Source organism: Methylococcus mesophilus (assembly GCF_026247885.1).
Lineage (GTDB): Bacteria > Pseudomonadota > Gammaproteobacteria > Methylococcales > Methylococcaceae > Methylococcus > Methylococcus mesophilus.
On record NZ_CP110921.1, the window covers coordinates 2,144,008 to 2,170,410 of the forward strand.

A 26,403-nucleotide genomic window follows, 5' to 3' on the forward strand; every position below is an offset into this window, starting at 1 on the left:
GGATTCGGATTCCATCAAGTCAGATCGAACGCGCACAGCATACCGTACGTCATTCGCAAGGTTCACACTCGGTCGAATGCCGATTCCAGCCGATCGTCTTCCTCCCCGAGCTCCGCGCCGATCAGCCGGAACTGCTCCAATGCCGCCTCCAGGTCCGCCACGATCTCCTGAGCGATCACCTCCGGCGCGGGGAGGTTGTCGGAATCTGACAGCGACTCGTCCTTCAGCCAGAAAATGTCCAGATTGGCCTTATCCCGGTTGACGAGTTCGTCGTAGTCGTAGCCGCGCCAGCGGCCGTCGGGATTTTCGTCGGACCAACTGGGAGCGCGCATCAGCCGCGTGAGCGAAGGCGGCAAGCCGGGACTATGAATGTCGCGCAGCGCTACGGCTTGTTCGGTCGAGAGGCCGAAATAGCAAGCCACGAAATCGTCCAGGTCTTCCCGCCGCAAGGGATTGGTCTTCAGCGTGAAGTGCATGTTGGTGCGCAAGTCGTAGATCCACAGCTTCCTGGTCCAAGGCGTTTCGCTGGCGGGTTTCTTGTCGAAGAACAACACGTTCGCCTTCACGCCCTGGGCGTAGAACAGGCCGGTGGGCAGGCGCAGCAGGGTGTGGACATCGCATTCCTGCAAGAGCTTCCTGCGGATGGTTTCGCCGGCACCACCTTCGAACAGCACGTTGTCCGGCACCACCACAGCGGCGCGGCCGTTTTGCTTGAGCAGTGTCTTCACGTGCTGGACGAAATTGAGCTGCTTGTTGGAGGTGGTGGTCCAGAAGTCGCCGCGCTCGATGATGTCGCGCTCCTTGCTGACCTTGCCCTCCTCGCCCACGATGGTCGTACTGCTCTTCTTGCCGAAAGGCGGGTTGGTGAGCACCAGGTCGAAGCGGTCACCAGGGTCGGCGGCCAGCGAGTCGGACACCACGATGGGCTCAAAGTCCTGACTGCCGATGCCGTGCAGCAGCATGTTCATGGCACACAGTCTGGCGGTCGCCTGCACCAGCTCCCAGCCCTTGAAGGTTTCCTCTTTCAGCTTCTTTTGCTGGGGCCGCGTCAGATGCGGGTTGTGCTTCACCACGTAGTCATGCACCGCCAGCAGAAAACCGCCGGTGCCGCAGGCCGGGTCGCTCACGGTTTCGTCGGGCTTGGGAGCCATCACATCGACAATGGCCTGGATAAGCGGGCGCGGGGTGAAGTACTGGCCGGCGCCGGACTTGGTGTCCTGCGCGTTCTTTTCCAGCAGGCCTTCGTAGGCATCGCCTTTCACGTCGGCGCTCATCGACACCCAGGTTTCCTTGTCGATCAGATCCACGATCAGCCGCCGCAGCTTTGCCGGGTCCTGGAATTTGTTTTGCGACTTATTGAAGATCAGCCCGAGCAAGCGCTTCTCGTTGCCCAGCGCATCGAGGATGTGGCGGTAGTGGTCGAACAACTCATCGCCGTCCCGCTTGATCAGGCTGGGCCAGTCGAAACCGGCGGGCACCGGGCTAGCTTGGTTATACGGCGCCTTGGTGCGCTCGTCGGCCATCTTGAGAAACAGCAGATAGGTGATCTGCTCGACGTAGTCCCCATACGACATGCCGTCGTCGCGCAGAACGTTGCAGTAGTTCCAGAGCTTCTGGACGATGGTTGCGGTATTCATGCTGGTTTGTTTCTGGATGCCTGATCGGGATGATCCGGTCTGCCAATTCAAGCAGTATTTCCGATTGTCCGGCGCCCTAATGTTCGGAGCCGCCGTCGAAATGTTCGAAGTTCAATACGGAATGTTCGGAGCTAGAATCCCTGGATTGAAATTTATCAAGCGCTTCCAACTGCAAATGCAAGGATATGCTCCTTGTCTTTGAAGGGTAGGACCGTTACGCCCGTTTCCCGAAGACCCTGCACAACCTCACCGTAGGCACGCGCCTTCGGGCCATCCTCCTCCGGGCCTTGCACGGCAAACAACACCGTATCAGGCAAATACCGTCGCTTGTGCAACTGGGTGACTCGCGTAACCCACTGCCAACCGTGTTCGATGATCTTCGTCGGCTGATCGTGGCCGAGATGCAGGGGCTTGATGGCTTTCACGGCCCTTTCCCCTCGCCGTTCGACAAAAGGGAAAGTGACGTGATACCCGTCGTCGCCTAATGCCAAGTGCTCAAAACGGTCGGCAATCCGAGCTTGGTTGAGCCACCGCCGCATGCCGCGTTCCAGTGCTGTTTCTTGGTATCCGCGGGTGGCAAAAGAGCGTTCGACGTAATGGCCGTAAAGCTCGGTCAGAGTTGCTTTCATATCCTCGGCCAAGATAGCCCGAGGTTCGCTGAATTTGATGATCGTCTCGCGCGGCCGAATGATTTCGGCGAATAGCCCCTTGGCAAAATCGACATCGTTCGACTTGAGCCGCTTGTCGAAGCCGTGCCGGCGCAGCACTCCGGCTGCACGGTTCAGTTCTTCCCGCAGGTTGCGCATCGTCGCCCGGAAAACCTTCGCATCAAGCTGCTCGAAGAAGTGCGTGACCCGCGCATGACGCTGGATCATCAACTTGTATTCGAAACAGCGCTGCTCCGGGGCCATCATGATGATGCCCACATTGGCGAACTCGCCCGTCTCCACGAAGGGCGTAAAGCGAACTATGGCATAGAGGCAGGGCATCTTTTTCATGAAAGGCTCCAGAACCCATCGGTCTGGCATTGCATCAACAGTTGGTAGGTGGTCTCGATGTCGAAATCCGTCGGCACGGTTTGCTCGGCATCCACGAACCACCACTCGGAGGGAACAGTATTGCAGATGGCCTCCCAATCCGACAACGCGCCCAAAAACCGCTCGACGTAGCATTGTTGCACTGCCCAATCGCCGAACAACACCTGGCACTCACCGCGGAATGCATGTAGTTCGGCAAAATCCTGCCGTGAGAACGCGGGATCGAACGCCTGATTGTGGTCGATGACCACCAGCCCCTCGTTCTCCACGTCCCAGAACAGATTGGGATTGCCGCCAACCTCCCCCAGGCTGCGGTCGCCGTTGCGCACCCACCAGTCGAAGGCCAGCACATCCCTTTGCGTTGCTTCGGGCACAGAATCGATATGGGACACCGACAACTCCACTACCGACGCCTTGCGCGAACCGAAAGCCTTGCCCGTGCCCAATTCGGCCGGATCGTCCCGCATGGCAATGGCGAGCAACTCCGGTGGTACCTCGACAATATCGAAAGGAGCGATGGGCAAGCCAAGCCGTTGGCCGAGTTGGCCGGCGATCCACTCGCAGATCAGGCTGCGTCGGCCCGCGCCCCGGCCTTTCACGAAGTAGACTCGGTCGTCGTCGCCACGGCAGATGAAGGGTTTGGTGATCCCTTGCTCCGAGCGACCCATGATTTCGACGATCTCAATGGTCACGCGGCGGCTTCCATCCGCTCGTGCACAGGACAAAGGCCGCCTGTGAAGGCGCGGCTCAGGAGGGATTGGCGCAAGCGCTCGGCGCGCAGGAGGTTGGCGTCCACCTGGGCTTCGGTTTCGCGTACCAGGGAGAGGCGGCAGTCGACTTCGGCGACGATGCGGTGTTGTTCGGCCTCCGGCGGTAGCGGAATCGGCAGACCAGACACCTTGCCAACGCTAAGTGTATACAAGCCGGAAGTTGAACTGGCCACGTTTCGCACATGATCTCTCCCATCGGGCGACATGAGCCAACTCATAACCCAGTCAGGAGCGCATGCCCAGTGTAAACGGGCTTTTATCAGGTGGTTCTGGTGAACACATGGCGAGATCGAGCCGTTCCAAATCGCTAAACGACCAATTTGGTCTGGGCTTCCGTTGCCTTCAACAATGAGCAGATCGCCCTTGTGAACCAGCAGCTTTTCCAGCTCACTGTCATCGACGCCAATCTCCTCGATTTCATCCAGTCTCAGCTCGTTCGCATATACGTTTGCCACGCGCAAATATGGCAACTTCTTCTTTAACGTGGCGCGTTTCGGGTTCTTCGTCAGACCACCAATTACATTCCCCAAGCTACGAAGCGAAACCCACACCCATCCCTCCGGCAATTCGGGTAGGTCGGTGGTGTCGGGAGCGGCTGGCTCTTTGTATTTGCCCTTGCCTTGCCACTGGCTGCGGTGGGTTTCGAGGATGCGTTGCAGGAGTTGTTCGCCGGTCTCGTAGCTGCGGCCTTCGCGGCGGGCGAGTTCGGCATCGGTTTCGACCAGGCGGCCTTCGACGGCCGCTTTGAGGACGGCGGCTTTGTAGCGCTTGAGGTTGGCCTTGACGCGTTTGAGGTTGGCGACGGCTTCGTCGAGGCGGGACGTGTGTTTTTCGATTTCCGCGACGATGCGTTTTTGTTGGTCGAGGGAGAGCCACGGAAAAGAAAGCTGTTCAACATCTGACTTTCTGACTGAGGGGACAGTTGTTGCCTGAGAAATATCTCCAAGCCGAAGCATCAGAGACCAATAAAAGAGGTAGGTCGGATCGACGATCTCTTCTTTTGGAATCAGCCCCATTACGTTGTTATCGACGATCGACGGTTGACCCAAGATGGCTCGCCTATTGAGCCTTATTGCCTCACCGATCTTCGCAAAGACGACGGTACCTTTCGGAAAAGCCTTTGCTCTGATGGAACTGGCTTCAGCTTGGTCAAGGTAGTGCTGAGCCTGTGTGAGATTCTTCTGACCGCTGTTCCAGGCGATAGAAATATCCCCGACCTTGAAGAAAGGTAAATCACCTTTCGGCTTGCCTTGCAGTTCTTTCGGAAAACCAAAGCCGGAAACGATATCGACCACTTCGGCTAATGGTCGCTGTTGCGGAAGCAAGGGTGTCGAAGTGGTACTCATGCCGCCAACGTCTCGTTCAATTCTTCGCTCATCGCGTTCAGCTTGTCGCCAAACAATTGATGCACTTTGCCGAGTCCGCCATGTTGCGAGAACGGCGCGTATTCGAAGTCTTCCGGCTCGATACCCAGGTTCGCGGCGATGTGGTCGCGGATCATTTCACCCGTCCCCTGGCCTTGCGATACACCGCACTGTCTTCCCGCTTGCCCACGGCCACGACCACGACCACCACGCGCTCGTCGAACACCTGATACACCAGCCGGTAGCCGGCGGCGCGCAGCTTGATCTTGTAGCAGTCCGGCAGACCGGAAAGGCGGGCGGATTCGACGCGGGGGTTTGCCAGCCGCTCCAGCAGCTTGGCTTTGAATTGCTCGTGCAAGGGGCGGTCGAGGTTTTGCCACTCCTTCCAGGCGCTGTCCCGGAATTCGAGGCTATAGGTCATGGGGATCGACCCGGACAGTGGGTTCGTTCTCGCGCTCCCGCACCAGCCTGGCGAGTTCGATGTCGTCGAGTTTTTCCATCATGGCTTCGAAGGCGGCAGCGGGCACCAGGTAGGCAGCAGGCTTGTTGTGGTTGAGCACGGCGACGGGGAAGCCGTCTGCCTCTTCGATGACCGCGGTGGGGTTCTTCTTCAGTTCGCTGATGCTGACCGAGGCATTGGTGTAGAGCAGTTCCATGGGGCGCTCCGTGAGGCCGTTAGACTGGTCATTATTTTAGTCGTTTATTTGGTCTTTATGCGGCCAATGTTTCATTCAGTTCTTCGATGATCGCGTTCAGCTTTTCACCGAACAGTTGATGCACCTTGCCGAGGCCGCCGTGTTGCGAGAACGGCGCGTACTCAAAGTCATCCGGTTCGATACCCAGATTAGCGGCGATGTGGTCGCGGATCATTTCCAGCCAACGGACTTGTTCAGGCGTGAAAGGCTCTGGGTTCCCTCTTTCGCGGGAATGACGGATTTGGTTGTTGAGCCACGCCTTGAAGTTGGCGTTGACGCGCTCGGGGAAGGGGATGAGTTCGTTGTCCTGGTGGATGGCGAAGCGCACCAGCGAGACGAGGTCGGTGAGGATGCGGCGGCCAGAGGCGCCTTTGACCCTGGATTTCTCCAGCGCGGCGTAGGCGTTCCAGAGCTGGGATTCGTTCCACAGGTAGGGCGGCTTTTCGATTGTCTCCGCGAGTTCCTTCACGGCCTCAAAGGTGAGGCGGTGTTTGTAAGGCCGGCTGTAGAGCACTTGCAGAGCGGTGATCTCGTCCTTGTGCTCGGCGATGAACTGCTCGAAGGACCGGACCATGCCTTTGGCACGGTCGAGGGCGTCCTGTGAGAACGTCGCTTCGAGCACTTCGTCGGCGCTGATGATGTCGATGACGACTTCGTTCTTCTTCTTGATGGCGTCGATGACTTCCCGCAGCTCGGGGTCGTAGAAGGGCTGGATGGCTTCCTGGATGACCTTGTGCCGGGCGGCGGCCAGGGCCGGTTCCGGGATGGGCTGGTCGCCGCCGGGGGCTAGCCCCAAATCCGCCTTGGCCTGTTCGATGTGCCGGTCCGGGTCGAGGGCGGCGATGATGCGGTGGCTGAGTTGCTTGACCCCCAAGCCGCCGGAGAGGGCGCGGATTTGCTTGTCGTCCTCGGCGCTCATGCGGTGTTCCATGCGGGCCAGGCGCCCGGCCAGCGAGGAGAGCACATCGTCTTCGGTGTTGCCGAAGGCGACGGCCTGCATGAGCTTTTCGAAACTGACGGTGGGCTTCTGCTCCATGGGGCGGGAGTCGGTCTTGTCCCGCTCGCAGACGCCGACGGCATCGACGATGACGAAGTGGTCCTTGGCGCGGGCGTCGGGGGTGACGCTTTGCAGGTCGTCGGGGCTGATGACGCGCACGCCGCGGCCTTTCATCTGCTCGAAGAAGGCGCGGGATTTGACGGCGCGCATGAATAGGACAACTTCCACCGCCTTGATGTCGGTGCCAGTGGCGATCATGTCCACGGTGACGGCGACGCGCGGCATGGGGCTGGTGCGGAATTCGTTGATGAGGTCTTTCGGCTTCGCGCCGGTGGTGCGGTAGGTGATCTTCTGGGCGAAGTCGTTGCCCTTGCCGAACTCCTCGCGCACGATTTCGACGATGTTCTCGGCGTGGGCGTCGTCCTTGGCGAAGATGAGGGTCTTGGGCACCCACTCGCGGCCGGGGAAGATGTCGGTAAACAGCTTGTCGCGGTAGGTCTGGACGATCTTGCGGATCTGGTCCGGGGCGACCACGTCGCGGTCGAGCTGGTTGGGGTCGTAGCTGAAGTCGTCGTCGAGCTGTTCCCAGCGCTTCTTGCGGGTATCGCGCTCCATGATCTGCACTGCGTAGCCGGACTCCACCTTCGAGCCTTGTTCGGTGATGGCGGTGCGGATGCGGTAGACGTCGTAGTTGACGTTGACGCCGTCGGCCACGGCCATCTCGTGGTTGTATTCCATCACCAGATTCTGGTGGAAGAAGCCGAAGGTCTGCTTACTGGGCGTGGCGGTGAGACCGATGAGGTAGGCGTCGAAGTACTCCAGCACCTGCGCCCAGAGGTTGTAGATGGAGCGGTGGCATTCGTCGGTGACGATGATGTCGAAGCTCTCGATGGGGTATTTCTCTTTGTACTTGATGGGCTCGGGCTGCCTGAACAGTCCGCCGATCTCGCCCACGGATTCTTCGTCCAGTTCTTCCGGCAGGTCCTTGTCCATGAGCATGGAGTACATGCGCTGGATGGTGCAGATGCAGACCCGCGCGGTGGTGTCCAGGGTATTGCTGGTCAGGCGCTGGACGATGTACTCCTCGGTGAACTTGAAGTTGTTGTAGGGCGAGGCGTATTGCTGGAATTCCTTGAGCGTCTGGTCGCCCAGGTTGCCGCGGTCGACCAGGAACAGCACTCTTCTGGCTCCCGCGAATTTGATCAGGCGGTAGATGAATGAGATGGCGGTAAAGGTCTTGCCGGAACCTGTCGCCATCTGGATGAGGGCGCGGGGCTTGTTGGCGGCGAGGGATTGCTCCAGGTTTTTGATGGCGGTGATCTGGGCGGGCCAGAGGCCTTCTTCAGCCAGCAGGGGCATGTGCCGGAGGCGCTCCAGGAACGTCTTGCCGCGGGTCCGGTAATCGCCCGCCGGTTCCTTTACGCGGGTGGCGTTCGCGGCGCCGTCTTCCAGCCAGGCGGCCAATTGCTCAGGACGGTGAAATGCGAACAGTGGCCGGGATCGGGGCTCGGGGTCCAGGCCGTTGGTGAAGCGGGTTTCTCCGCCGGTGGACTGGTAGGCGAATGGCAACGGGCTGGCCCAGCGCGGCAGGCCTTCGGGCAGGCCCTTGAGGTATTTCTCCGACTGCCGCTCGACACCGCTGAGGGTGGCACCGGATTTCTTGGCTTCGATGACCCCGGCAGCCTTGCCATCCACGTAGAGCAGGTAATCGGCAAAGCCATGGCCGGAGCCGAGGGGAAATTCGCGTATGGCGATGCCGCAGCCGGCGTGGATGTTGGCCCGGTCGGCATTGACGACATGCCAGCCAGCCGCGGTCAGCAACTCGTCGATGGTTTTTCGGGCTTGGCCTTCGGGTGTTCGATAGTCCTTTTCATCCATCGGATTCGACGGCCCCTTTGCCAACTGAAAGTGCGATTTCGCCGAACTGCGGCGCTTAACCCGCCGCGAGCCAGAGTCTCAGCCGCAGCATCCACTCCGGCGTGAAACCCACGCTGCGGGAGCGGATCGTGCCGTCCGGGCCGAGCACGAAGAATGCCGGGACGCCGCGGATGCCATAACGCCCGCCGTTGGCGCCGTCCGGATCGGGTACGACCCGCCAGTCCAGGCGCCGCTCCGCGACATGACGCGCGACCTCCGACGCATCCCCGGACTGGTACGCGACCGTGAGGACCGCATGATCGCGGGCGAGGCTCCCGATCTTGTCCTCCATCGTCCCGCAGATCGGGCACCAGCTTGCCCAGAAGTAGACGAGCGCAGGCCGGCCGCGCAAGCTGTCCAGCGATGCCTGGGAACCATCGAGAAAACGACCCTCAATGGCAGGAGCGGGCCCCGAAGCCATGTCGCGATTCAGAAAGCCTTGCACGACGAAGAACAGGGCGACGACCGCACCCCACCCCAGCACCCTGCGCCACCGGCCAGCCATCACCGGAACGCCGGATCGAAGCGCTGGATCAGGCCGCCGCCGTGGGCCTTGAGCCACTGGCGCTCCTGCCGCCAGTCCGGCAGATGGGCCGCCACCAGTTCCCAGAAATCCCGGGAGTGGTTGCGGTGGCGGATGTGGCAGAGTTCATGCACCACCACGTACTCCAGAACCGAAAGCGGCGCCAGCCCCAACAGCCAATTGAGATTGACGTCGTTCGCCGGGCCGCAGCTCCCCCACCGGGTGCGCATGCTCTTGATCCGCAACTGGCGTGGATAGAGACCGTGCAACGGTCCGTGGCGCTGGACGAATTCCGTGACGCGACCCGGCAGCCTCCGCTTCATCCAGCCGAACAGGGCATCGCGCACGTAACGGTCCCGCTCGCCGCCGCAGGTCCGGGGAAGAATGAGTCGCAAGCCTTGATCTTCCAGCGAGACCCGGATCCGGCTGCCGCCGGTTTCCTCGATGAACAGCGGGGTTTCCCGCCCCTCCAGCGGCACGCTGCCGCCTTCGGCCGGAAAGCGCTCGGCTTGGCCCTGCCGCAACTTCGCCAGCCGCGCCTGCATTTCCGCCAGCTTCGCCTGGGCCCAGCCGCTGTGCTGGCGTACGAAAGCCTGCACGGTGGATTCGGGCAACCCGTCGGGTGCCACCACCTCGATGCCTTCGGGACGGATCAGCAGCCGCAGATACTTGGCGCGGGCGCTGCGGCGGAGGCGGTAGGGAGGCAAGCGATGCACGAAGAGCCCTTACCCGGCCGGATGGATGGCGAGAATATGGAGTTCCTTGTCGCCGGCCGGACGTTTCCAGGTGACCGTGTCACCGGCTTCGGCGTTCAGCAGCGCCTTGGCCAGAGGCGACACCCAGCTGATCTTGCCGTGCGCCGCGTCCGCCTCGTCTTCGCCGACGATGGTGTAGCGCAGGGCATCGCCGGCCTCGTCCTCCAGATCCACCGCCGCCCCGAAATGGACCCGGTCTCCGGACTGAGTCGCGGGATCGACCGGGATGGCGCTGACGACCCGCTCGTCGTAATAGCGCAGTTCGCGCTCGACGTGGCGGAGCTGCTGTTTCGCACCGACCGACTCGTCGCCCTGCAGGCGCTGCCGTTCGGCCGAGAGTTCGGCGACCTTGGCCTGTAGCTGGGCCAGCCCGGCCGGCGTTACGTAGTTCGGATGCGGGCTGACGGGACGCTCCGGCGCACCGTCATCCAGCTCGTCACCGTCGGTTTCCTTGACGAATGCACGGCTCATGGGTTCGTTTCGGGTTGAGTGAAAAACGGCTTGCGAGAATACGCCCGCAGCCACCGGGAAACAAATGCGCCGCTAGCGGACGGACGTCCCAAGCAATTCCGCTGCCAGTTCGGCCAGACGCCGCGAACCGCCGCCCTCGCCCAGGGTCCGCTGGACCTCGGCCAGATCACCCCTGATCCGCAACGCGTAGGCCGGGTCGTTCAGGATGCGCAGCATCTCGCCGCCGACCGCTTCCGCGTTGGCTTCGTGCTGGATGAACTCCTGCACGATCTTGCGCCCCGCCAGGATGTTCGGCAGGCCGATGAAAGGAATCGTCACCAGCAGCCTGCCGAGCCAGTAACTCAGCGGCGCCAGCTTGTAGACGATGGCCATGGGCACGCCGAGCAGGGCAACTTCGAGGGTCGCGGTGCCCGAGGTAGTGATGACGGCGTCGCAGCAGCCCAGGGCGTCGTGCCGGCGGTCGTTGACGACCCGGACCGGCACCGGCGCCGCCTCCAGTTCGGCGGCCAACAGCTCGTCGGCGACCGAAGGCGCCTGGATCAGCACGAAACGGGCGTCCGGCCGCTCTCCGGCGATTCGCGCCGCGGTCTGCAGCAGCATCGGCAGCAGCCGGCGGATTTCATTGCCCCGGCTGCCCGGCAGCAGGCCGACCAGGGGGCCGGATTCGTCCAACCCCAGCTCCCGCCGCGTCCTCCCCGCATCGGCGACCGGCGCGATCCTCCCGGCCAGGGGATGGCCCACATAGGTCACGGGGATGCCATGCCGCTCGTAGAAGGGCACCTCGAACGGGAAGATCACCGCCATGTGGTCGATCGCCCGGCCGTAGTCCTTGACCCGGCCCGGACGCCACGCCCAGACCTGCGGGCTGACGTAGAACAGCACCTTGACGCCGGCGGCCTTGGCGGCACGGGCCAGGCGGAAATTGAATTCCTTGTAGTCGACGCAGATCAGCAGATCGGGCCGCTCGGTGCGGGCCAGATTCTTCATGGCCTCGAGTGCACGGCTGATCTCGCCGTAATGGCGGGCGATTTCGGCCAGCCCGATGACGCCGAGGCCGGTCGAATCGACCCGGATGTCGATCCCGGCCTCGCGCATGGCGGAACCGCCCATGCCGATACCGCGAACTTGCGGAATCAGGCTCCGGAGTTCGCGGAACATCGCGGCGGCATGCTGGTCGCCGGAGGCTTCCCCGGCGACCAGCATGACCAATGGAGCACGCTCAGCCATTCACCGCCTGGCGCACCACGTCCGCAATCTTGCGGATATCCGTTTCCGCCAGCTCGGGGAAGATCGGCAGGGAGATGCAACGCGCCGCCACCGCCTCGCATACGGGCAGGCTGACGTCGGCGTAATCCTGCGCGAACACGTTCTGCCGGTGCAGCGGCACGGGGTAGTAGATCGCGCAGCCGATGCCGGCTTTCTGCAGCGCTTCCAGGATGGCATCGCGGCGGTCGCTCAGCAGGGTGTACTGGTGGTAAACGTGCACGCCGATGCCGTCCTCGTAAGGCACTTCGGCGACCTCGGCCATCAGTTCCGAATACAGATGGGCGGCGCGGCGGCGGTTGGCGTTGAATTCGTCGATGTATTTGAGCTTGACCCGCAGCACCACGGCCTGCAACTCGTCCAAACGGCTGTTGTAGCCGATCACGTCGTGGTAATAGCGCACTTTCGAACCGTGGTTGCGCAACATCTTGATCTGTTCCGCCACTTCGTCCGAGTCGGTCGTCACCAGGCCGCCGTCGCCGTAGCAGCCGAGGTTCTTGCTGGGGAAGAAGCTGAAGCCGGAGCTTAGCCCCAAACTGCCGGTCTGGCGGCCGCCGACGGTGGCGCCGAAGGACTGCGCGCAGTCCTCGACGATCTTGAGGCCGTGACGGTCGGCAATGGCCTGAAGCCGCGGCATGTCGGCCGGCTGACCGAACAGATGCACCGGCATGATGGCGCGGGTCTTAGGCGTCACCGCGGCTTCGACCGCAGCGGGGCAGAGATTGAAGGTCTTGGCGTCGATGTCGACGAACACCGGCTTGGCGCCAACGTAGCGGATCGCCTCCGCCGTCGCGATGAAGGTGAAGGGCGAGGTGATGACCTCGTCGCCCTCGCCGATGCCGGCGGCGAGCAGGGCCAGATGCAGAGCGTCGGTGCCCGAGGCCACCCCGATGGCATGCTTCACGCCCAGGTATTCGGCGGCCTCCTTCTCGAAGGCCTGCACGTTCGGCCCCAGCACGAAGGCGCAGGATTCCAGCGCATCCGCGAGGCCGCGATCGATTTCCGGCTTGAGCCGGGCGTACTGGGTCTTGAGGTCAACCATGGGGATCATGCGGTACAACTCCTAGATTTTTAAGCTTTAAGCAGATTCGTGATTTCGATGGCCGTCGCCAGGGCGCGGCGACCGGCCGATCCGGACACCAGCGGCTCGCGATTCTCGCGGATGCAATCGAGGAAATGGCGGATCTCCTCCATCAGGGCGTCCCCGTTCTCGAACACCGATTCCTCGCTGAGGATTTCCGGCACGCCGGGGAACATCTCGCCCTCTCCCTTGCAATGGCGGGCCAGCACGCGGTTCTGGAAATCGACCGACACGTAGGCGTTGGGCATGAACATGCGCATCTTGCGCTCGACCTTCAGGCTGACCCGGCTGGCGGTGACGTTGGCGACGCAGCCGCTCTTGAACTGGAGGCGGGCATTGGCGATGTCGATGTCGCCGGTGAGCACGGCCACGCCCTTGGCGTCGATCCGCTCGACCTCGGAATCCACCATGTCGAGGATGATGTCGATGTCGTGGATCATCAGGTCCAGCACCACGCTGACGTCGTTGGCGCGGGGCTTGAATGGCGCCAGCCGATGCGATTCGATGAACAGCGGCTTGTGGTGATCCAGGTCCAACCCCAGCACAGCGGCGTTGAAGCGCTCCAAGTGGCCGACCATCAGCACGCGCTGTTTTTCCTTGGCGACCCGGATCAACTCGTCGGCCTCCTCCACCGTCACGGTGATGGGTTTTTCCACCAATACGTGCGCGCCGGCTTCGAGGAAATCGCGGGCGACCCGGTGGTGCAGGCTGGTCGGCACCACGATGCTGACCGCATCGACCTTGCCCAGCAGGGCGCGGTAGTCGGTCAGACCTTCGACGCCCAGGCGGTCGCCGATCTCAGCCGCAGTGACAGGATCGGCATCGACCACGGCGACCAGTTCGCAGCCCGGCAGGGCGGCGTATTTTTCCGCGTGGAACTTGCCGAGGTAGCCCACGCCGATCACGGCACATTTCAAAACACTCATGAGATAGACCGATAGTTTGGAATTATTCCGCTTCGCGCCCTTCCAGCTCGAAGAACGCCAGGGTTCCGCGCTTGGAGCCTGCGCCGAACCAGGCGCGGAGATACGCCAGTTCGGGTGTGTCGGGCAGATCGTCGAAGGTGCCGCGGGCGCGCAGGCGGCGGAAAGCGGCCGACACGGCCTTGAGCCGGTCACCGTCGATGCCGGCGCGGCGCATGCCAACCAGATTGAGGCGGTAATGCTTGCCGGGACGGCCGCCGACCATGGTGTAGGGAATCACGTCCTTGTTGATGCCGGCCAGCCCCTGCAGCATGGCGAGGCTGCCGATGCGGCAGAACTGGTGAACCATCACTCCGCCGCCGAAGAATACCCGGTCGTCCACCCGGCAATGGCCGCCCAGCGTGGCGCCGCTGGCCAGGATGTTGTGGTCGCCCAGCACGCAGTCGTGGCCGACATGGGTGTTGTTCATGAGGTAGTTGTTCGATCCCAGCCGGGTCGAACCGCTTGCCTTGGTGGCACGGCTGATGGTCACGCCCTCGCGCAGCACGTTGCCGTCGCCGAGATCGACATACGTTTCCGTAGCGGGATCGAAGCCCAGGTCCTGCGGCAAGCCGCCCAGGACGGCGTGGGGATGGATCACGTTGCCGCGCCCCATGCGGACAAAGGAGTGAATCACGGCGTGCGCGCCGACACGGCATTCGTCGCCGATCTCGACATGGTCTTCGATCACGGCGAAGGGCCCCACGCTGACGTCGGCGCCGAGTTTGGCCGTCGCGGCGATCCAGGCGGTGGGATGGATGCTGGACATTTCTTGCTACCTCCTCAGCCCCGCGGATGAAAGCGGGTATGCAATTCCTTGAGCCGCTCCTGGGCCACATGGGTATAGATCTGCGTGGTCGACAGATCGCTGTGTCCGAGCAGCATCTGCACGACGCGGAGATCCGCACCGTGGTTCAGCAGATGGGTGGCGAAGGCGTGGCGCAGGGTATGCGGCGACAAGGGCTTGGAAATCCCGGCCTGCAGGGCGTAGCGTTTGATGAGATACCAAAAGGCCTGGCGCGTCATCGGACCGCCCCGGTCGGTGACGAACAGGAAATCGCTCTGCCTGCCCTTCAGGACGGCCGGCCGCACCTTGTTCAAATAGCGCTCCAGCCAGTCCAGGGCTTCCTCGCCGACCGGCACCAGCCGGTCCTTGTCGCCTTTGCCGCTGACCCGTACCACACCCTGGCGCAGACTGATCTGGCCGAAACTCAAGCCGACCAGTTCGGTGACGCGCAAGCCGGTGGCATAGAGCATCTCCAGCATCGCCCGGTCGCGGAAGCCCAGCGGGGTATCGGCGTCCGGCGCGGCCAACAGGGCCTCCACGTCGGTCTCCGTCAGCGTACTGGGCAGGGACCGGCCCAGCTTCGGCGGATCTATCAAGGCGCAGGGATCGGTGGCGGTTTCACCCCGCCGCAGCCGGTACGCGCAGAAATGCCGGATGGAGGAAAGCACGCGCGCAGAGGTCCGACTCGTGCTTTTCCGGCTGTGCCGCCAGCCCAGATAGGCCTCGATGTCTTCGCCTGTCAGGGCAGCCAATTCCGGGCGCCGGTTACTCGCCATCCAGGCCGCGAAGAGGCTGAGATCGCTCCCGTAGGCCTTGAGGGTGTTGCGGCTCAAGCCTTCTTCCACCCAGAGCGACTCGACGAAGCGCTGGATCATCAAACGGTCGGCCTCGCGGATTGCTCCGGCATCGGGTAGAGCCTCGTTCACCCGCACCCCGTCAAAAACAAAGGGCGGAAAAACCGCCCTTCATTCTCAGTGACCGATCGAGCTGCGCAAACGACCCGCGATCCGTCAGATTTTTTCCTTGATGCGGGCAGCCTTGCCGGCACGGTCCCGCAGGTAGTAAAGCTTTGCGCGCCGCACGTCGCCGCGCCGCTTCACCTGGATTTCCTCGACCTGTGGGCTGTAGGTCTGGAACACGCGCTCCACGCCTTCGCCGTGGGAAACCTTGCGCACGGTGAAAGCGGAGTTGTAACCGCGGTTGCGCTTGGCGATGACCACGCCTTCGAAGGCCTGCAAACGCTCGCGGTTGCCTTCCTTCACCTTCACCTGCACCACGACGGTGTCGCCGGGGCCGAATTCCGGAATGGTCTTGCCGCTCATCCATTCGGATTCGAGCTGTTGAATGATGTTCATGAAACTAACCTCTGTTCTTTTGAGTTTCAAATTCCCGCTTGAATTCGTCCAGGAGCTCAAACTGCTCCGGAGTCATCACCCGGCAGGCCAGCAAGTCCGGCCGCTTGAGCCACGTCTTCCCCAGCGCCTGCTTCAGGCGCCAGCGCCCGATCGCCGCATGGTTGCCGCTCTGCAGCACCTCGGGAACGTCTCGCCCCGCCACCCGTTCCGGCCGGGTGTAATGCGGATGGTCCAGCAGTCCTTCGGTGTAGGAATCCTGCTCCGCCGATTCCGCATCGCCCAGCACGCCCGGCAGGAGGCGCACCACCGCGTCGAATACGACCAGGGCCGGCAGTTCGCCGCCGCTCAGCACGTAATCGCCAATCGACCATTCTTCGTCGATTTCGGTCTCGATCAGGCGCTCGTCCACACCTTCATAGCGCGCGGCCACCAGAATCAGCCCCGGCGCCGTCGCAAAACTGCGCACCGCCGCCTGATCGAGCCGGGTGCCCTGCGGACTCATGAGCACGACCCGCGCGCCCGGCGCCGCCCGAGCCCTGGCCGCATGGATGGCATCCCGCAGGGGCTCCACCTTCATCACCATACCGGGGCCGCCGCCGTAAGGCCGGTCATCCACCGTGCGATGGCGGTCGCTGGTGAACTCCCGCGGATTCCAGACTTCCAGCGACACTTTGCCGGCGGCAAGCGCCCGTCCCGTCACGCCGTACTGCACCGCATCCCGGATCATCTCCGGGAACAGGGTCACGATGTCGAAACGCATGCGGACAGCCGATCTGTCAAAACTCGGGATCCCAGTCGACCACCATCCGCGACTCGGCCAGATTCACGGATTTCACGAACTCGCCCTGCACGAATGGCACCAGCCGCTCGCGGTCGCCCCGCACAACCAGCACGTCGTTGGCGCCGGTTTCCATCACATCGACAACCTCGCCGAATTCGACCCCCTCCAGGTTCGTCACCCTGAGACCGATCAGATCGACGCGGTAATACTCCCCCGGGGCCGGCGGAGGCAACTGGCTGCGGCGCACGGTCACCTCGAAGCCTTTCAGCGCCTCGGCCTGTTCGCGCGTCTCCACACCTTGCAGGCGCACGACCACGGAGCTGCCATGCTCGCGGCCTTCCAACACATCGACCCGGAGCTCGGCATCACCCCGACGCAATATCCACGGCCGGTAAGCGGCCAGATTGACGGGAGGATCAGTGAAGGAAACCGCCTTGACCCAGCCTCTCACGCCGAAGGCACCGGAAACCCGGCCCACCACGACCGCCGGATCGTCGCCGGAACTTCCCGACATCAAGCCGGTTGCTGCTTCTTGAATTCCTTGATCAGGGAAACCACGCGATCCGAAGCCTTGGCGCCGGTGCCGATCCAGTACTCAATGCGGCCCTGATCCAGGCGCAGCCGCTCTTCCTGGCCCCGTGCAATCGGATTGAAGAACCCCACGCGCTCAATGTAACGGCCATCACGCTTGCTGCGGCTTTCCGCAACCACTACGTGATAGAAAGGACGCTTTTTTGCGCCGCCGCGCGCCAACCGAATGCTTACCATGCCTTTGCCTCTAGTCAAACCGTACGGAGAAAAGCGCGTATTGTATGCGATCCTGAGAAATTGTGAAGCCCTGCTCTCTTGAGCAGATGCAAAACACAATGGCTGGAAAGAAAAAACCCGGACACCATCCGGCACCGGGCTTAATTCCTGAAATGGCGGAGAGAGAGGGATTCGAACCCTCGATGCAGCTTTTGACCGCATACTCCCTTAGCAGGGGAGCGCCTTCAGCCTCTCGGCCATCTCTCCAGGAATACGGGGAAAGGAATCAATCGCTGTCGTGCTCAGGGCCAGCCTGCTGCTCTTTCTTGATTCTTTCGTAAATCTCTTCGCGATGAACAGACACGTCCTTGGGCGCATTGACTCCGATGCGCACCTGATTTCCCTTCACACCCAAAACAGTGACGGTCACTTCATCACCAATCATCAGGGTTTCACCCACTCTACGAGTCAAAATCAGCATAAACCCTTCCTTTGTCCATTGCCCACACCAAGTTGACAAGAGCCGTAGCGGCCGCGCTGTCAACCCCCAACCCATCAGGCGCGATCAATCTACCAGATGGGCAATCTTAGCAGTTTTCGGCCAAAGGATAAAGGCTCGGCTGATTCCGCTCAAACCGCATCCGGCTCGCGGTCGAGATTGAATGCCTCGTGCAGGGTCCGCACCGCAAGCTCGAGGTACCTTTCGTCCACCACGATGGAAATCTTGATCTCGGAGGTCGAGATCATCCGGATGTTGATGCCCTCCCGTGCCAGCGCTTCGAACATCTGTGCGGCGATGCCGGCATGCGAGCGCATTCCGACGCCCACCAGCGAAACTTTCACGATCTTGTCGTCTCCCGCCACTTCGCGCGCACCCAGGGCCGTGCAAGTCGCCTGCAGGATGTCGAGCGCCTTGCGGTAGTCGTTGCGATGCACCGTGAACGTGAAGTCCGTGGTTCCATCTTCCGCGACGTTCTGGACAATCATGTCCACCTCGATATTGGCACGGGCCACCGGCCCCAGAATCTGGTAAGCCACGCCCGGCTTGTCCGGCACGCCCTTGACGGTCAGTTTCGCTTCGTCGCGATTGAAGGCGATACCGGAGATCAAAGGTTTTTCCACACTTGCTTCCTCGTAAGTAATCAATGTTCCGGGACCGGCCGCGAAACTGGACAAGACTCTCAAGGGGACGTTGTACTTGCCGGCAAACTCGACCGAACGAATCTGCAGCACCTTGGACCCCAAACTCGCCATTTCGAGCATTTCCTCGAAGGTAATGCGGTCCAGGCGGCGCGCCTTCGGTTCGATCCGCGGATCGGTCGTGTAGACGCCGTCCACATCGGTATAAATCAGGCATTCGTCCGCTTTGAGCGCTGCGGCGAGAGCGACCGCAGTGGTGTCGGACCCGCCCCGGCCCAAGGTGGTGATGTCGCCCGCCTCGGTGGTCCCCTGGAAGCCTGCCACCACCACCACCCGTCCCGCCGCAAGATCGCGGCGAATACGGTCGGTATCGATGTCGAGGATGCGCGCCTTGGTGTGCGCATCGTCGGTGAGGATCCGCACCTGCCCGCCGGTGTAGGAACAGGCCGGGCAACCCTCCGCCTCCAGCGCCATGCTCAGCAGCGCGATCGTGACCTGCTCGCCGGTGGACAGCAGAACATCCAGCTCCCGGCTATTGGGACGGTCCTGAATTTCGTGCGCCAGGCCTACCAACCGGTTGGTTTCGCCGCTCATCGCCGACACCACGACGATGATGTCGTCCCCGCGGCTGCGCGCCTGGATGACGTTTTTCGCTACGTTCTTGATGCGCTCCGGCGAGCCGACTGAGGTGCCGCCGTACTTGTGTACAAATAAGGCCATATCGATGTCTGTTACGTTCGAATCCTTCAAAAAGCTAGGCGTTGAGGGTCCGCCGCACCCACTCCGGGACGCCGTCGAGGGCGCCCTGCAATTCCTCCGGCCTATTCCCCCCGGCCTGGGCGAGATCTGGCCGGCCGCCGCCCTTGCCGCCGACGCGGGTCGCCACGCTGTTGACCAAATCACCGGCGCGGATGCGGCCGGTCTGGTCCTTGGTCACGCCGGCAATGAGGCTGACCTTCTCGCCTTCGACCGCAGCCAGGACGATCGCGGCGCTGCCCAGTTTGTCCTTGAGCTGGTCCACCAGTTCGCGCAGCGTCTTCGCATCTGCGTCGTCGACGCGCGCCGCCAGCACCTTGACACCCCCGATGTCGACCGCCCGGGACACCAGGTCGGAGCCGGCCGCCCCGGCCGCCTTGGCCTTCAGCCGCTCCAACTCCTTCTCCAGGGCGCGGTTCTTCTCGAACATCTGCTCGATCCGCTCCTCCACGGCATCGCGCCCCGCTTTCATGCGGTCGGCCAACCGTTGCAGCAAGCGCTCCGTCGCCTCGACCGCCTCCACGGCCGCCGCCCCGGTGACGGCTTCGATGCGGCGCACCCCGGCGGCGACGCCGGTTTCGCTCACGATCTTGAACAGGCCGATGTCACCGGCACGACGGGCATGGATACCGCCGCATAGTTCGGTGGAAAACTCGCCGATCTTGAGCACCCGGACCTCGTCGCCGTATTTTTCGCCGAACAAGGCCATTGCGCCGAGCTTCATCGCGTCGTCCTTGGCCATGACCTCGGCGGTAACTTCGGCATTGCGGCGAATCTCCCGGTTGACGAGGCGCTCGATTTCGCCGAGTTGAGCGGGGCTGATGGGCTCGAAGTGAGAAAAGTCGAAACGCAGCCGCTCGGGATTGACCAGGGACCCCTTCTGCGCCACGTGCTCACCGAGCACCCGGCGCAACGCTGCATGCAGCAGATGCGTAGCGGAATGGTTCAGGGCGGTGGCCTGGCGCAGCGCTTCCTCCACTTCCGCCCGGCAGACGGCATCCCGGAGCAGCACGCCCTCGCGCAGTTTCCCCCGGTGCAGGATCAACTCGCCGCCCTGCTTGCGGGTATCGGTCACCTCGAACACCGCCGAATCGCTGCGGATCACTCCGCGATCCCCCACCTGGCCGCCGGATTCGGCGTAGAACGGCGTCTTCTCCAGTACCACCACGCCGTCCTCGCCGGCCTCCAGCCGCTCCACGGCCTGACCGTCGCGCAACAGCGCCACGATCCGAGTGTCCTCGGCGGCGTTCCGGTAGCCGGTGAATTCGCACGCCACGTCGAGATGGACCTCCTGGGAGTAATCCACGCTGAAATGGCTGGCCGCCCGCGCCCGCTCGCGCTGGGCCTCCATCGCCCGCTCGAACCCGCCCATGTCGACCTGCAGACCATACTCGCGCGCCACGTCCGCGGTCAGATCGACCGGAAAGCCATAGGTGTCGTAGAGCTGGAACGCGGTTTCGCCCGGAATCACTTTTTCCGGCAGATCGCGCATCGCGACGTCGAGAATTTTCATACCCTGCTCCAGGGTCTCGGCGAAGCGCTCCTCTTCCTTATGGAGCACCTGCTCGACCCGCTGGCGCGATTCGACCAACTCGGGATAGGCCTGTCCCATTTCTGCGCACAACGGCCCAACCAGCTTGTGGAAGAACGGCTCGCGGATGCCGAGCTTGTAGCCGTGGCGGATCGCCCGGCGGATGATCCGGCGCAGCACGTAACCGCGCCCTTCATTCGACGGCAGCACGCCGTCGGCGACCAGGAAAGCGCAGGAACGGATGTGATCGGCGATCACCCGCAGCGAGCTTTGGGCGAGATCAGCGGTACCGGCCAGATCGGCCGCCGCCTTGACCAGATTCCGGAACAGGTCGATGTCGTAGTTGTTGTGCACGCGCTGCATCACCGCGGCGAGCCGCTCCAGCCCCATGCCGGTATCCACCGACGGCTTGGGCAGCGGCGTTAGCGTGCCGTCGGCTGCGCGGTCGTACTGCATGAACACCAGGTTCCAGATTTCGACGTAGCGGTCGCCGTCTTCTTCCGGCGTTCCGGGAGGCCCGCCGGCGATGGAGGAACCGTGGTCGTAGAAGATCTCGGTGCACGGGCCGCACGGGCCGGTGTCGCCCATGGACCAGAAATTGTCGGAGGTGGCGATGCGGGTCAGCCGCCCCGGCTCGACGCCGACCTCTTCCAGCCAGATCCGTTCCGCTTCCTTGTCCTCGGCGTACACCGTGACCCACAGCCGCTCGGGCGGCAGCATGAGTACCTCGGTGAGGAACTCCCAGGCGTAGACGATCGCATCGCGCTTGAAGTAATCGCCGAAGCTGAAATTGCCCAGCATCTCGAAGAATGTGTGATGGCGGGCGGTGTAGCCGACGTTCTCCAGGTCGTTGTGCTTGCCGCCGGCGCGCACGCAGCGCTGCGCCGTCGCGGCGCGCACATAGGGGCGTTGTTCGCGGCCGAGGAACACGTCCTTGAACTGCACCATGCCGGCGTTGGTGAACAGCAGGGTGGGATCGTTGGCCGGCACCAGAGGGCTGGAGGCAACGACGCTGTGGCCGCGGTCTTCGAAAAATTTCAGAAATCGGGCGCGTAATTCCGCACTGGTCATGCTTGGTTTACCAAAGTCTTCAATCGATGTCCGGGTATTCACCGGCCGGTCCCAGACGCTTGAAAAAATCCTGGATCTGGGAGGTCGTGAAACCGCGTTGCGCGAGAAATCTTGCCCGTGACGCACGCTCTTGAGGCGTCGCCATCGGGGGTTTTCCGCGATATTTTTTTGTGTAGACACGGTCCATGTCGGTCATCCAGTCCTGCGAATCCGCAAGGTTCGCATCGACGCCGCGCAGGCGCAGTTCCTGCCGGATCCTGTTGACGCCGTACCCTCTCGCCTTACGGGCGCGGACCAAGCTCTCGGCGAAGCGCTCGTCGCTCTGCCATCCTTGCCCCGAGCATTCCGCCAGAATGGTTTCTATCGTCGGGGGTTCAAAACCGCGGGCAGCGAGCTTGCGCCCGAGTTCCAGCCGGCTGTGCTCGCGCCGCGCCAGCAGCCGCAGGCAAACCGCCCGCGCGGCTTCCAGCGTATCTTCGGTTTCGCTCAGAACTCACTCTCTTCCGCCGCGGCGCGCTCCGGAGGCGCCGCATGCTTCAGCCCCGCCAGCGCCTTTTCACGAACTGCAGCCTCGATGGCGGCGGCGGTTTCGGGATGCTCCTTGAGATAGATCCGGACGTTGTCCTTGCCCTGGCCGATGCGGTCGCCGCCGTAGCTGTACCACGAGCCGGACTTCTGCACGATGTCGTGATTCACACCGAGGTCGATCAGTTCGCCCTCGCGCGAGACGCCCTCGCCGTACAGAATTTCAAAATCGGCGACGCGGAACGGCGGAGCCACCTTGTTCTTGACCACCTTGACGCGGGTCTCGTTCCCGATCACCTCGTCGCCGTTCTTGATCGCGCCGGAACGGCGGATGTCCAGCCGCACCGAGGCGTAGAACTTGAGCGCATTGCCTCCGGTGGTGGTCTCCGGATTGCCGAACATCACGCCGATCTTCATGCGGATCTGGTTGATGAAGATCACCAAGGTGTTGGAGCGCTTGATGTTGGCGGTCAGCTTGCGCAAAGCCTGCGACATCAGCCGGGCCTGCAGGCCCATGTGGGAATCGCCCATCTCGCCTTCGAGTTCGGCCTTGGGCGTCAGCGCCGCCACCGAGTCGATCACCACCACGTCCACGCCGCCGGAACGCACCAGCATATCGGCGATCTCCAGCGCCTGCTCGCCGGTGTCGGGCTGGGAGACCAGCAGGTCGTCGAGGTTCACCCCGATCTTTTCGGCGTAGACCGGGTCCAGCGCGTGCTCGGCGTCCACGAACGCCGCCACGCCGCCGGTCTTCTGCGCCTGGGCGATGACCTCCAGGGTCAGCGTGGTCTTGCCCGAGGATTCCGGGCCGTAAATCTCGACGATGCGGCCGCGCGGCAAACCGCCGCAGCCCAGCGCGATGTCCAGCGCCAGCGAGCCGGTTGACACCACATCGATGTCCCGGACCGCCGCGACGTCGCCCATGCGCATCACCGATCCCTTGCCGAACTGCTTCTCGATCTGGGAAAGAGCGGCACCCAAGGCCTTGCGTTTGTTCTCGTCCATCCGGGTTACTGCATCGAAAGTGGAAAGAAGCATTATTTCATAGCGACCATTTCGGGCATAGTCCGGAGCCGCTTTTCGGCGAGTACGATATAGCCCGAACCGGCGCCGGAAAGACGTGACTCGACGAGGGTGACGCACTCCACGGCCCAGGTCACAGATGTCTTCAAAGACAGGGTAGACCAGGCTGCATCGGCTTTGCGGGCCAGCGTCAGATGCGCGCGGAACGGACGCTGCTCGATAGGAAAACCCGCTTCGCGCAGGTTCGAATTCAGGACACGGACCAGTTCGAGCATAGGCGGGGGCATCTGGCTCGCTCCCAGGCACAACACCCGGTTGTGCCGCCAGCATTCCAGCCTGTCCAGCACCAGCTCGAACCTCGGCGGGTCCAAACGCTGGACCATCGCGGCCAGTTCCGGCAGACGTCCGGGCGGCACCGCTCCCAGAAACGCCAGGGTGAGATGAAGCTTGTCCGGCTCTACCCAGCGCCCTCGGACCGTTCGGCGCAAAGACCGAAGCAATTTGCCTAAGGTCTCGCGAACCCCCTCGTCCGGCCAGAGCGCGAAAAACAGACGCAGCGGAGGCGGCTCAGGAGGCGCCTGAGCAGACATCGATCAGCCCTTCCAGCGCCGCGATCACCGCCTGCCGCCGCACCGCCTCCCGGTCGCCATCGAACCGGCATCGCCGTGTGACGGCCACCGTCCCCTTCAGCTGCCAGGCAAGCCAGACGGTCCCCACCGGTTTGTCTGGACTGCCGCCTTCGGGGCCGGCGATGCCGCTGACCGCCACCGCGCAGTCGGCCCGGCTGTGCGCCAGCGCCCCGCCGGCCATGGCCACCACGGTCTCCGCGCTCACCGCGCCGTGCGTCGCGATCACCTCGGCCGGCACGCCGAGCAGTTCCTGCTTGGATTCGTTACTGTAGGTCACGAAGCCGCGGTCGAACCAGCTCGAACTGCCGGGAATGGACGTCACGCACTGGGCGATCCAGCCTCCCGTACAGGATTCGGCCGTGGCGAGCCGACTGCCTTCGCCCCCCAGCAACTCGCCCAGACGCCCGGCCAGAGCGTACATCTCACGATCACCCTGTGCGTCCACCGAACCCTCCCGACTCGCAGCACCGTGACCCAAACAGACCGTTCACAGACGACTCAGGAACGGCACCCGGAGTAGCCTACGCCGCCTACGAGACAACCGAAATCCCCCAACGCCTTCCAGCATCGCCAATGAAGAAACTGCTGCCGCCAATTCTGCTGGAGTCCTGGCCCATGATTCTCAGCATTAGGCTTGCCTAGTTTTCGGGTAGCTCGACCTGCGGAGATACCCGACAGGAACCGGCCGGCCCAAAGCAGAACCGGGCATTACATCGGAAGCACGGGAGCAATGGTCGGCGCCGGGACTCTCGGGCAGTTTGCCTGAAATATGCCAAAGAGAAAGCGTGGTCGGCCGCTCGACCCCGACGGCACCTCCATTTCACACCAACTTACGCCAGGAAGCTCAACTCCGTCGAGCGATTCTTCAGGCTGACTACCGACGAGGCGATCTGCCGTGGCGCATTTACCAGCGTCAAAGACGCTGGTGACCAGGGCCGATCATTTTCACCATCCAGTACAACCAAAACTGCCGGCCGTTGGCCTGAAGCGCGTCGGCAGAACCCGACCCGGAGAAACTCCAGCAACTACTATTGCGAAGTAACGGGATAGAACACCAGCAAGATCACAACCTTTTCCGGATACCGACCACCGGCCCTAATTGTCAACCATCGACGAAATAAATAGATTAGGATCGATCTGGCCTTGCGGTCCCTTCCTCAGTTTTTTGTTCGTGTACCGCGAGCCGGGCGACACATTCGCGCCTTTGCGCAATTCAAAATAGAGGTGCGCTGGATGCTGACCGCTATTTTTGCATGCTCCGCCCTTCGACCATTCCCCCCGGCCAACCGCCGCAATAGGCTCCGCGGGAGACACCTCGCGACCGAGGGCGGGCATCCCTTGATCCAGCCAGTTTACGTGGGCATACATGGAAGTATACGTCCCTTGCGGCAACACATGACTCACAAATATTATATTCCCCCATTGGCAGACATTCTCGACGACCCTCGCCACGCGTCCCTTCGCAATCGGATAAACCGGCTCGTTCAGATCACCGCCGCCCCTGTCATAGGATGCCCCCAGACTATAGCCGTAACGCTTGCCCCACACCTTGGTCTTGCGTTTTTGAAAGGGGTGAACATCGCGCCACACCGTCTCCACGTCTTCTGAATTTGCACTCAGCCAATAACAACCCCGACGGCCGGGGCCCCCTTCCGCGGCACATGCACCGTAATGCCCCCTTGGAATGTCTGGAGAACCGACTGGCCAGGCAAAACTCAAAAATGGGGTGGTCGCCCCATAAGCGGCGCCATTGATATCTATATTTTCATCCCTTATCCGCGCCACGCCGGATGTCAAGTCTATCGTATAAACATCATCATCTGCGATGCCAAACATAGCCCCACCGTGATAGGCCATGCCGAATACCGAAGGCACTCCCACCCCACCAATCACCGTACCTGCGCCCGATCCCAGGTCGACACGCAACAACAGATCGCCGCCCTCTGCCGTCAGATATAAATTTCCAGCGGGATCAAACTCCAGATCACCAGAGGAAATATAACCCATGCCGCCTATATATACAGACTCGCCGGTTTCCTTATTCAGCCGATATAAACTCGGACCGCCAGCCGCATAGAGACTGCCGTCACCCGCCGATGCCAGCGCATTCACATAAAAATCGAGGGGGCCTACCAGCTCGGAAAAACCAGTACCCGGGTCGATCCGATAAAGCTGGAATCCACCACCAACCCCCCATAACCGCCCACCGGAGTCAAAAGCGATATCGTTCATAGCTACGCCAGTAGACCCGACGAATCTTGTGGTCCGTTTTTCCGTGTCGTAAGTATACAGCGCGGCACTGTCCGTACTGATGTAAATCGTACCCCCAAATGCCGGAGGCGCCAGAAGGCTCGATAAAAATCCAAACACCATTACGCACAACGAATAATCTTTAATCACAAACCCTCCCGCTACATAACCACACTCTTGCCGGCATGGAATCGCCCAATACACAGAAAACACCAAGACCCACGAACATCCAAAATCGACTCCAGAATGTACGCTCAGCTACAGGAATCCGGTTCGAGCCGGCCGATTTCAAAGTCGATAAACCATTGCCTGCTAGCCGAGACAATTCAGCAAGCA

Annotated in this window: 28 protein-coding genes and 1 tRNA gene; all 29 read right to left on the reverse strand. The window is 62.3% G+C overall.

The annotated features are described in order from the left end of the window. Positions 1 to 62: 62 nt before the first annotated feature. The 29 genes from OOT43_RS10020 to OOT43_RS10160 all read right to left on the reverse strand — a co-directional run bounded on the left by OOT43_RS10020 (position 63) and on the right by OOT43_RS10160 (position 26,049). Positions 63 to 1,637, reverse strand: a complete 1,575-nt coding sequence (locus tag OOT43_RS10020) for a type I restriction-modification system subunit M (protein WP_266024784.1) — start codon at positions 1,635 to 1,637, stop codon at positions 63 to 65. Positions 1,638 to 1,792: 155 nt separating this feature from the next. Continuing rightward, positions 1,793 to 2,635, reverse strand: a complete 843-nt coding sequence (locus OOT43_RS10025) for a DUF3037 domain-containing protein (RefSeq protein WP_266024785.1) — start codon at positions 2,633 to 2,635, stop codon at positions 1,793 to 1,795. Further along, positions 2,632 to 3,366: a HipA family kinase gene (locus OOT43_RS10030; RefSeq protein ID WP_266024786.1), complete on the reverse strand. Its 735-nt coding sequence runs from the start codon at positions 3,364 to 3,366 to the stop codon at positions 2,632 to 2,634. The genes OOT43_RS10025 and OOT43_RS10030 overlap by 4 nt, the downstream gene beginning before the upstream one ends. After that, positions 3,363 to 4,790, reverse strand: a complete 1,428-nt coding sequence (locus OOT43_RS10035; protein ID WP_266024788.1) for a restriction endonuclease subunit S — start codon at positions 4,788 to 4,790, stop codon at positions 3,363 to 3,365. Before OOT43_RS10035 ends, OOT43_RS10030 begins: the two co-directional genes overlap by 4 nt. Then, complete coding sequence (locus OOT43_RS10040; protein WP_266024790.1) at positions 4,787 to 4,945, reverse strand: type I restriction-modification enzyme R subunit C-terminal domain-containing protein; 159 nt, start codon at positions 4,943 to 4,945, stop codon at positions 4,787 to 4,789. The genes OOT43_RS10035 and OOT43_RS10040 overlap by 4 nt, the downstream gene beginning before the upstream one ends. Beyond that, positions 4,942 to 5,229, reverse strand: a complete 288-nt coding sequence (locus OOT43_RS10045; protein ID WP_266024792.1) for a type II toxin-antitoxin system RelE family toxin — start codon at positions 5,227 to 5,229, stop codon at positions 4,942 to 4,944. Before OOT43_RS10045 ends, OOT43_RS10040 begins: the two co-directional genes overlap by 4 nt. Beyond that, on the reverse strand, positions 5,219 to 5,464 hold the full coding sequence (locus OOT43_RS10050) for a type II toxin-antitoxin system Phd/YefM family antitoxin (RefSeq protein WP_266024793.1): 246 nt from the start codon (positions 5,462 to 5,464) through the stop codon (positions 5,219 to 5,221). Before OOT43_RS10050 ends, OOT43_RS10045 begins: the two co-directional genes overlap by 11 nt. 55 nt (positions 5,465 to 5,519) lie before the next feature. Further along, positions 5,520 to 8,378 carry a type I restriction endonuclease subunit R gene (locus OOT43_RS10055; protein ID WP_266024795.1) on the reverse strand — a complete coding sequence of 953 codons (2,859 nt, stop codon included), beginning with the start codon at positions 8,376 to 8,378 and terminating at the stop codon, positions 5,520 to 5,522. Between the two features lie 55 nt (positions 8,379 to 8,433). Continuing rightward, positions 8,434 to 8,922, reverse strand: coding sequence for a protein disulfide oxidoreductase (locus OOT43_RS10060; RefSeq protein ID WP_266024797.1), 489 nt, complete (start codon positions 8,920 to 8,922; stop codon positions 8,434 to 8,436). Then, a complete protein-coding gene (locus tag OOT43_RS10065; RefSeq protein ID WP_266024800.1) occupies positions 8,922 to 9,656 on the reverse strand; it encodes a M48 family metallopeptidase in 735 nt (244 codons plus the stop codon). Before OOT43_RS10065 ends, OOT43_RS10060 begins: the two co-directional genes overlap by 1 nt. A 9-nt stretch (positions 9,657 to 9,665) precedes the next feature. Further along, a complete protein-coding gene (locus tag OOT43_RS10070) occupies positions 9,666 to 10,166 on the reverse strand; it encodes a GreA/GreB family elongation factor (RefSeq protein WP_266024802.1) in 501 nt (166 codons plus the stop codon). A 72-nt stretch (positions 10,167 to 10,238) separates the two neighbouring features. Further along, positions 10,239 to 11,393, reverse strand: coding sequence for a lipid-A-disaccharide synthase (gene lpxB, locus OOT43_RS10075; protein WP_266024803.1), 1,155 nt, complete (start codon positions 11,391 to 11,393; stop codon positions 10,239 to 10,241). Beyond that, positions 11,386 to 12,480, reverse strand: coding sequence for a DegT/DnrJ/EryC1/StrS family aminotransferase (locus OOT43_RS10080; RefSeq protein ID WP_266024805.1), 1,095 nt, complete (start codon positions 12,478 to 12,480; stop codon positions 11,386 to 11,388). The genes lpxB and OOT43_RS10080 overlap by 8 nt, the downstream gene beginning before the upstream one ends. A 20-nt stretch (positions 12,481 to 12,500) precedes the next feature. Then, on the reverse strand, positions 12,501 to 13,436 hold the full coding sequence (locus OOT43_RS10085; protein WP_266024806.1) for a Gfo/Idh/MocA family protein: 936 nt from the start codon (positions 13,434 to 13,436) through the stop codon (positions 12,501 to 12,503). Positions 13,437 to 13,458: 22 nt separating this feature from the next. Next, complete coding sequence (lpxA, locus tag OOT43_RS10090; RefSeq protein WP_266024807.1) at positions 13,459 to 14,241, reverse strand: acyl-ACP--UDP-N-acetylglucosamine O-acyltransferase; 783 nt, start codon at positions 14,239 to 14,241, stop codon at positions 13,459 to 13,461. A gap of 14 nt (positions 14,242 to 14,255) precedes the next feature. Further along, positions 14,256 to 15,185, reverse strand: coding sequence for a site-specific tyrosine recombinase XerD (gene xerD, locus OOT43_RS10095; protein ID WP_449406837.1), 930 nt, complete (start codon positions 15,183 to 15,185; stop codon positions 14,256 to 14,258). 84 nt (positions 15,186 to 15,269) lie between these two features. Then, complete coding sequence (rplS, locus tag OOT43_RS10100) at positions 15,270 to 15,614, reverse strand: 50S ribosomal protein L19 (protein WP_266024809.1); 345 nt, start codon at positions 15,612 to 15,614, stop codon at positions 15,270 to 15,272. A gap of 4 nt (positions 15,615 to 15,618) precedes the next feature. Beyond that, complete coding sequence (gene trmD, locus OOT43_RS10105; protein ID WP_266024812.1) at positions 15,619 to 16,374, reverse strand: tRNA (guanosine(37)-N1)-methyltransferase TrmD; 756 nt, start codon at positions 16,372 to 16,374, stop codon at positions 15,619 to 15,621. A gap of 16 nt (positions 16,375 to 16,390) precedes the next feature. Further along, complete coding sequence (rimM, locus tag OOT43_RS10110) at positions 16,391 to 16,909, reverse strand: ribosome maturation factor RimM (RefSeq protein ID WP_266024813.1); 519 nt, start codon at positions 16,907 to 16,909, stop codon at positions 16,391 to 16,393. Further along, a complete protein-coding gene (gene rpsP, locus OOT43_RS10115; protein WP_169601624.1) occupies positions 16,909 to 17,163 on the reverse strand; it encodes a 30S ribosomal protein S16 in 255 nt (84 codons plus the stop codon). The genes rimM and rpsP overlap by 1 nt, the downstream gene beginning before the upstream one ends. Before the next feature lie 153 nt (positions 17,164 to 17,316). Continuing rightward, a tRNA-Ser gene (locus tag OOT43_RS10120) sits at positions 17,317 to 17,409 on the reverse strand. 19 nt (positions 17,410 to 17,428) lie between these two features. Then, positions 17,429 to 17,623, reverse strand: a complete 195-nt coding sequence (gene csrA, locus OOT43_RS10125; RefSeq protein ID WP_218805609.1) for a carbon storage regulator CsrA — start codon at positions 17,621 to 17,623, stop codon at positions 17,429 to 17,431. Positions 17,624 to 17,772: 149 nt separating this feature from the next. Then, a complete protein-coding gene (locus OOT43_RS10130) occupies positions 17,773 to 19,002 on the reverse strand; it encodes an aspartate kinase (protein ID WP_266024816.1) in 1,230 nt (409 codons plus the stop codon). Between the two features lie 34 nt (positions 19,003 to 19,036). After that, positions 19,037 to 21,640 (reverse strand): alanine--tRNA ligase, encoded by a 2,604-nt coding sequence (gene alaS / locus OOT43_RS10135; protein ID WP_266024817.1) that lies wholly within the window; start codon positions 21,638 to 21,640, stop codon positions 19,037 to 19,039. Between the two features lie 19 nt (positions 21,641 to 21,659). Then, positions 21,660 to 22,130: a regulatory protein RecX gene (locus OOT43_RS10140; protein ID WP_317134073.1), complete on the reverse strand. Its 471-nt coding sequence runs from the start codon at positions 22,128 to 22,130 to the stop codon at positions 21,660 to 21,662. Then, the gene (recA, locus tag OOT43_RS10145; protein WP_266024818.1) at positions 22,127 to 23,170 is read right to left on the reverse strand and encodes a recombinase RecA; all 1,044 of its coding nucleotides are present in this window, start codon (positions 23,168 to 23,170) and stop codon (positions 22,127 to 22,129) included. Before recA ends, OOT43_RS10140 begins: the two co-directional genes overlap by 4 nt. Positions 23,171 to 23,202: 32 nt before the next feature. Beyond that, complete coding sequence (gene thpR / locus OOT43_RS10150; RefSeq protein WP_266024819.1) at positions 23,203 to 23,778, reverse strand: RNA 2',3'-cyclic phosphodiesterase; 576 nt, start codon at positions 23,776 to 23,778, stop codon at positions 23,203 to 23,205. Then, the gene (locus tag OOT43_RS10155; protein WP_266024884.1) at positions 23,756 to 24,238 is read right to left on the reverse strand and encodes a CinA family protein; all 483 of its coding nucleotides are present in this window, start codon (positions 24,236 to 24,238) and stop codon (positions 23,756 to 23,758) included. Before OOT43_RS10155 ends, thpR begins: the two co-directional genes overlap by 23 nt. A 674-nt stretch (positions 24,239 to 24,912) precedes the next feature. Beyond that, positions 24,913 to 26,049 carry a peptidoglycan DD-metalloendopeptidase family protein gene (locus OOT43_RS10160; RefSeq protein WP_266024820.1) on the reverse strand — a complete coding sequence of 379 codons (1,137 nt, stop codon included), beginning with the start codon at positions 26,047 to 26,049 and terminating at the stop codon, positions 24,913 to 24,915. Positions 26,050 to 26,403 lie beyond the last annotated feature (354 nt).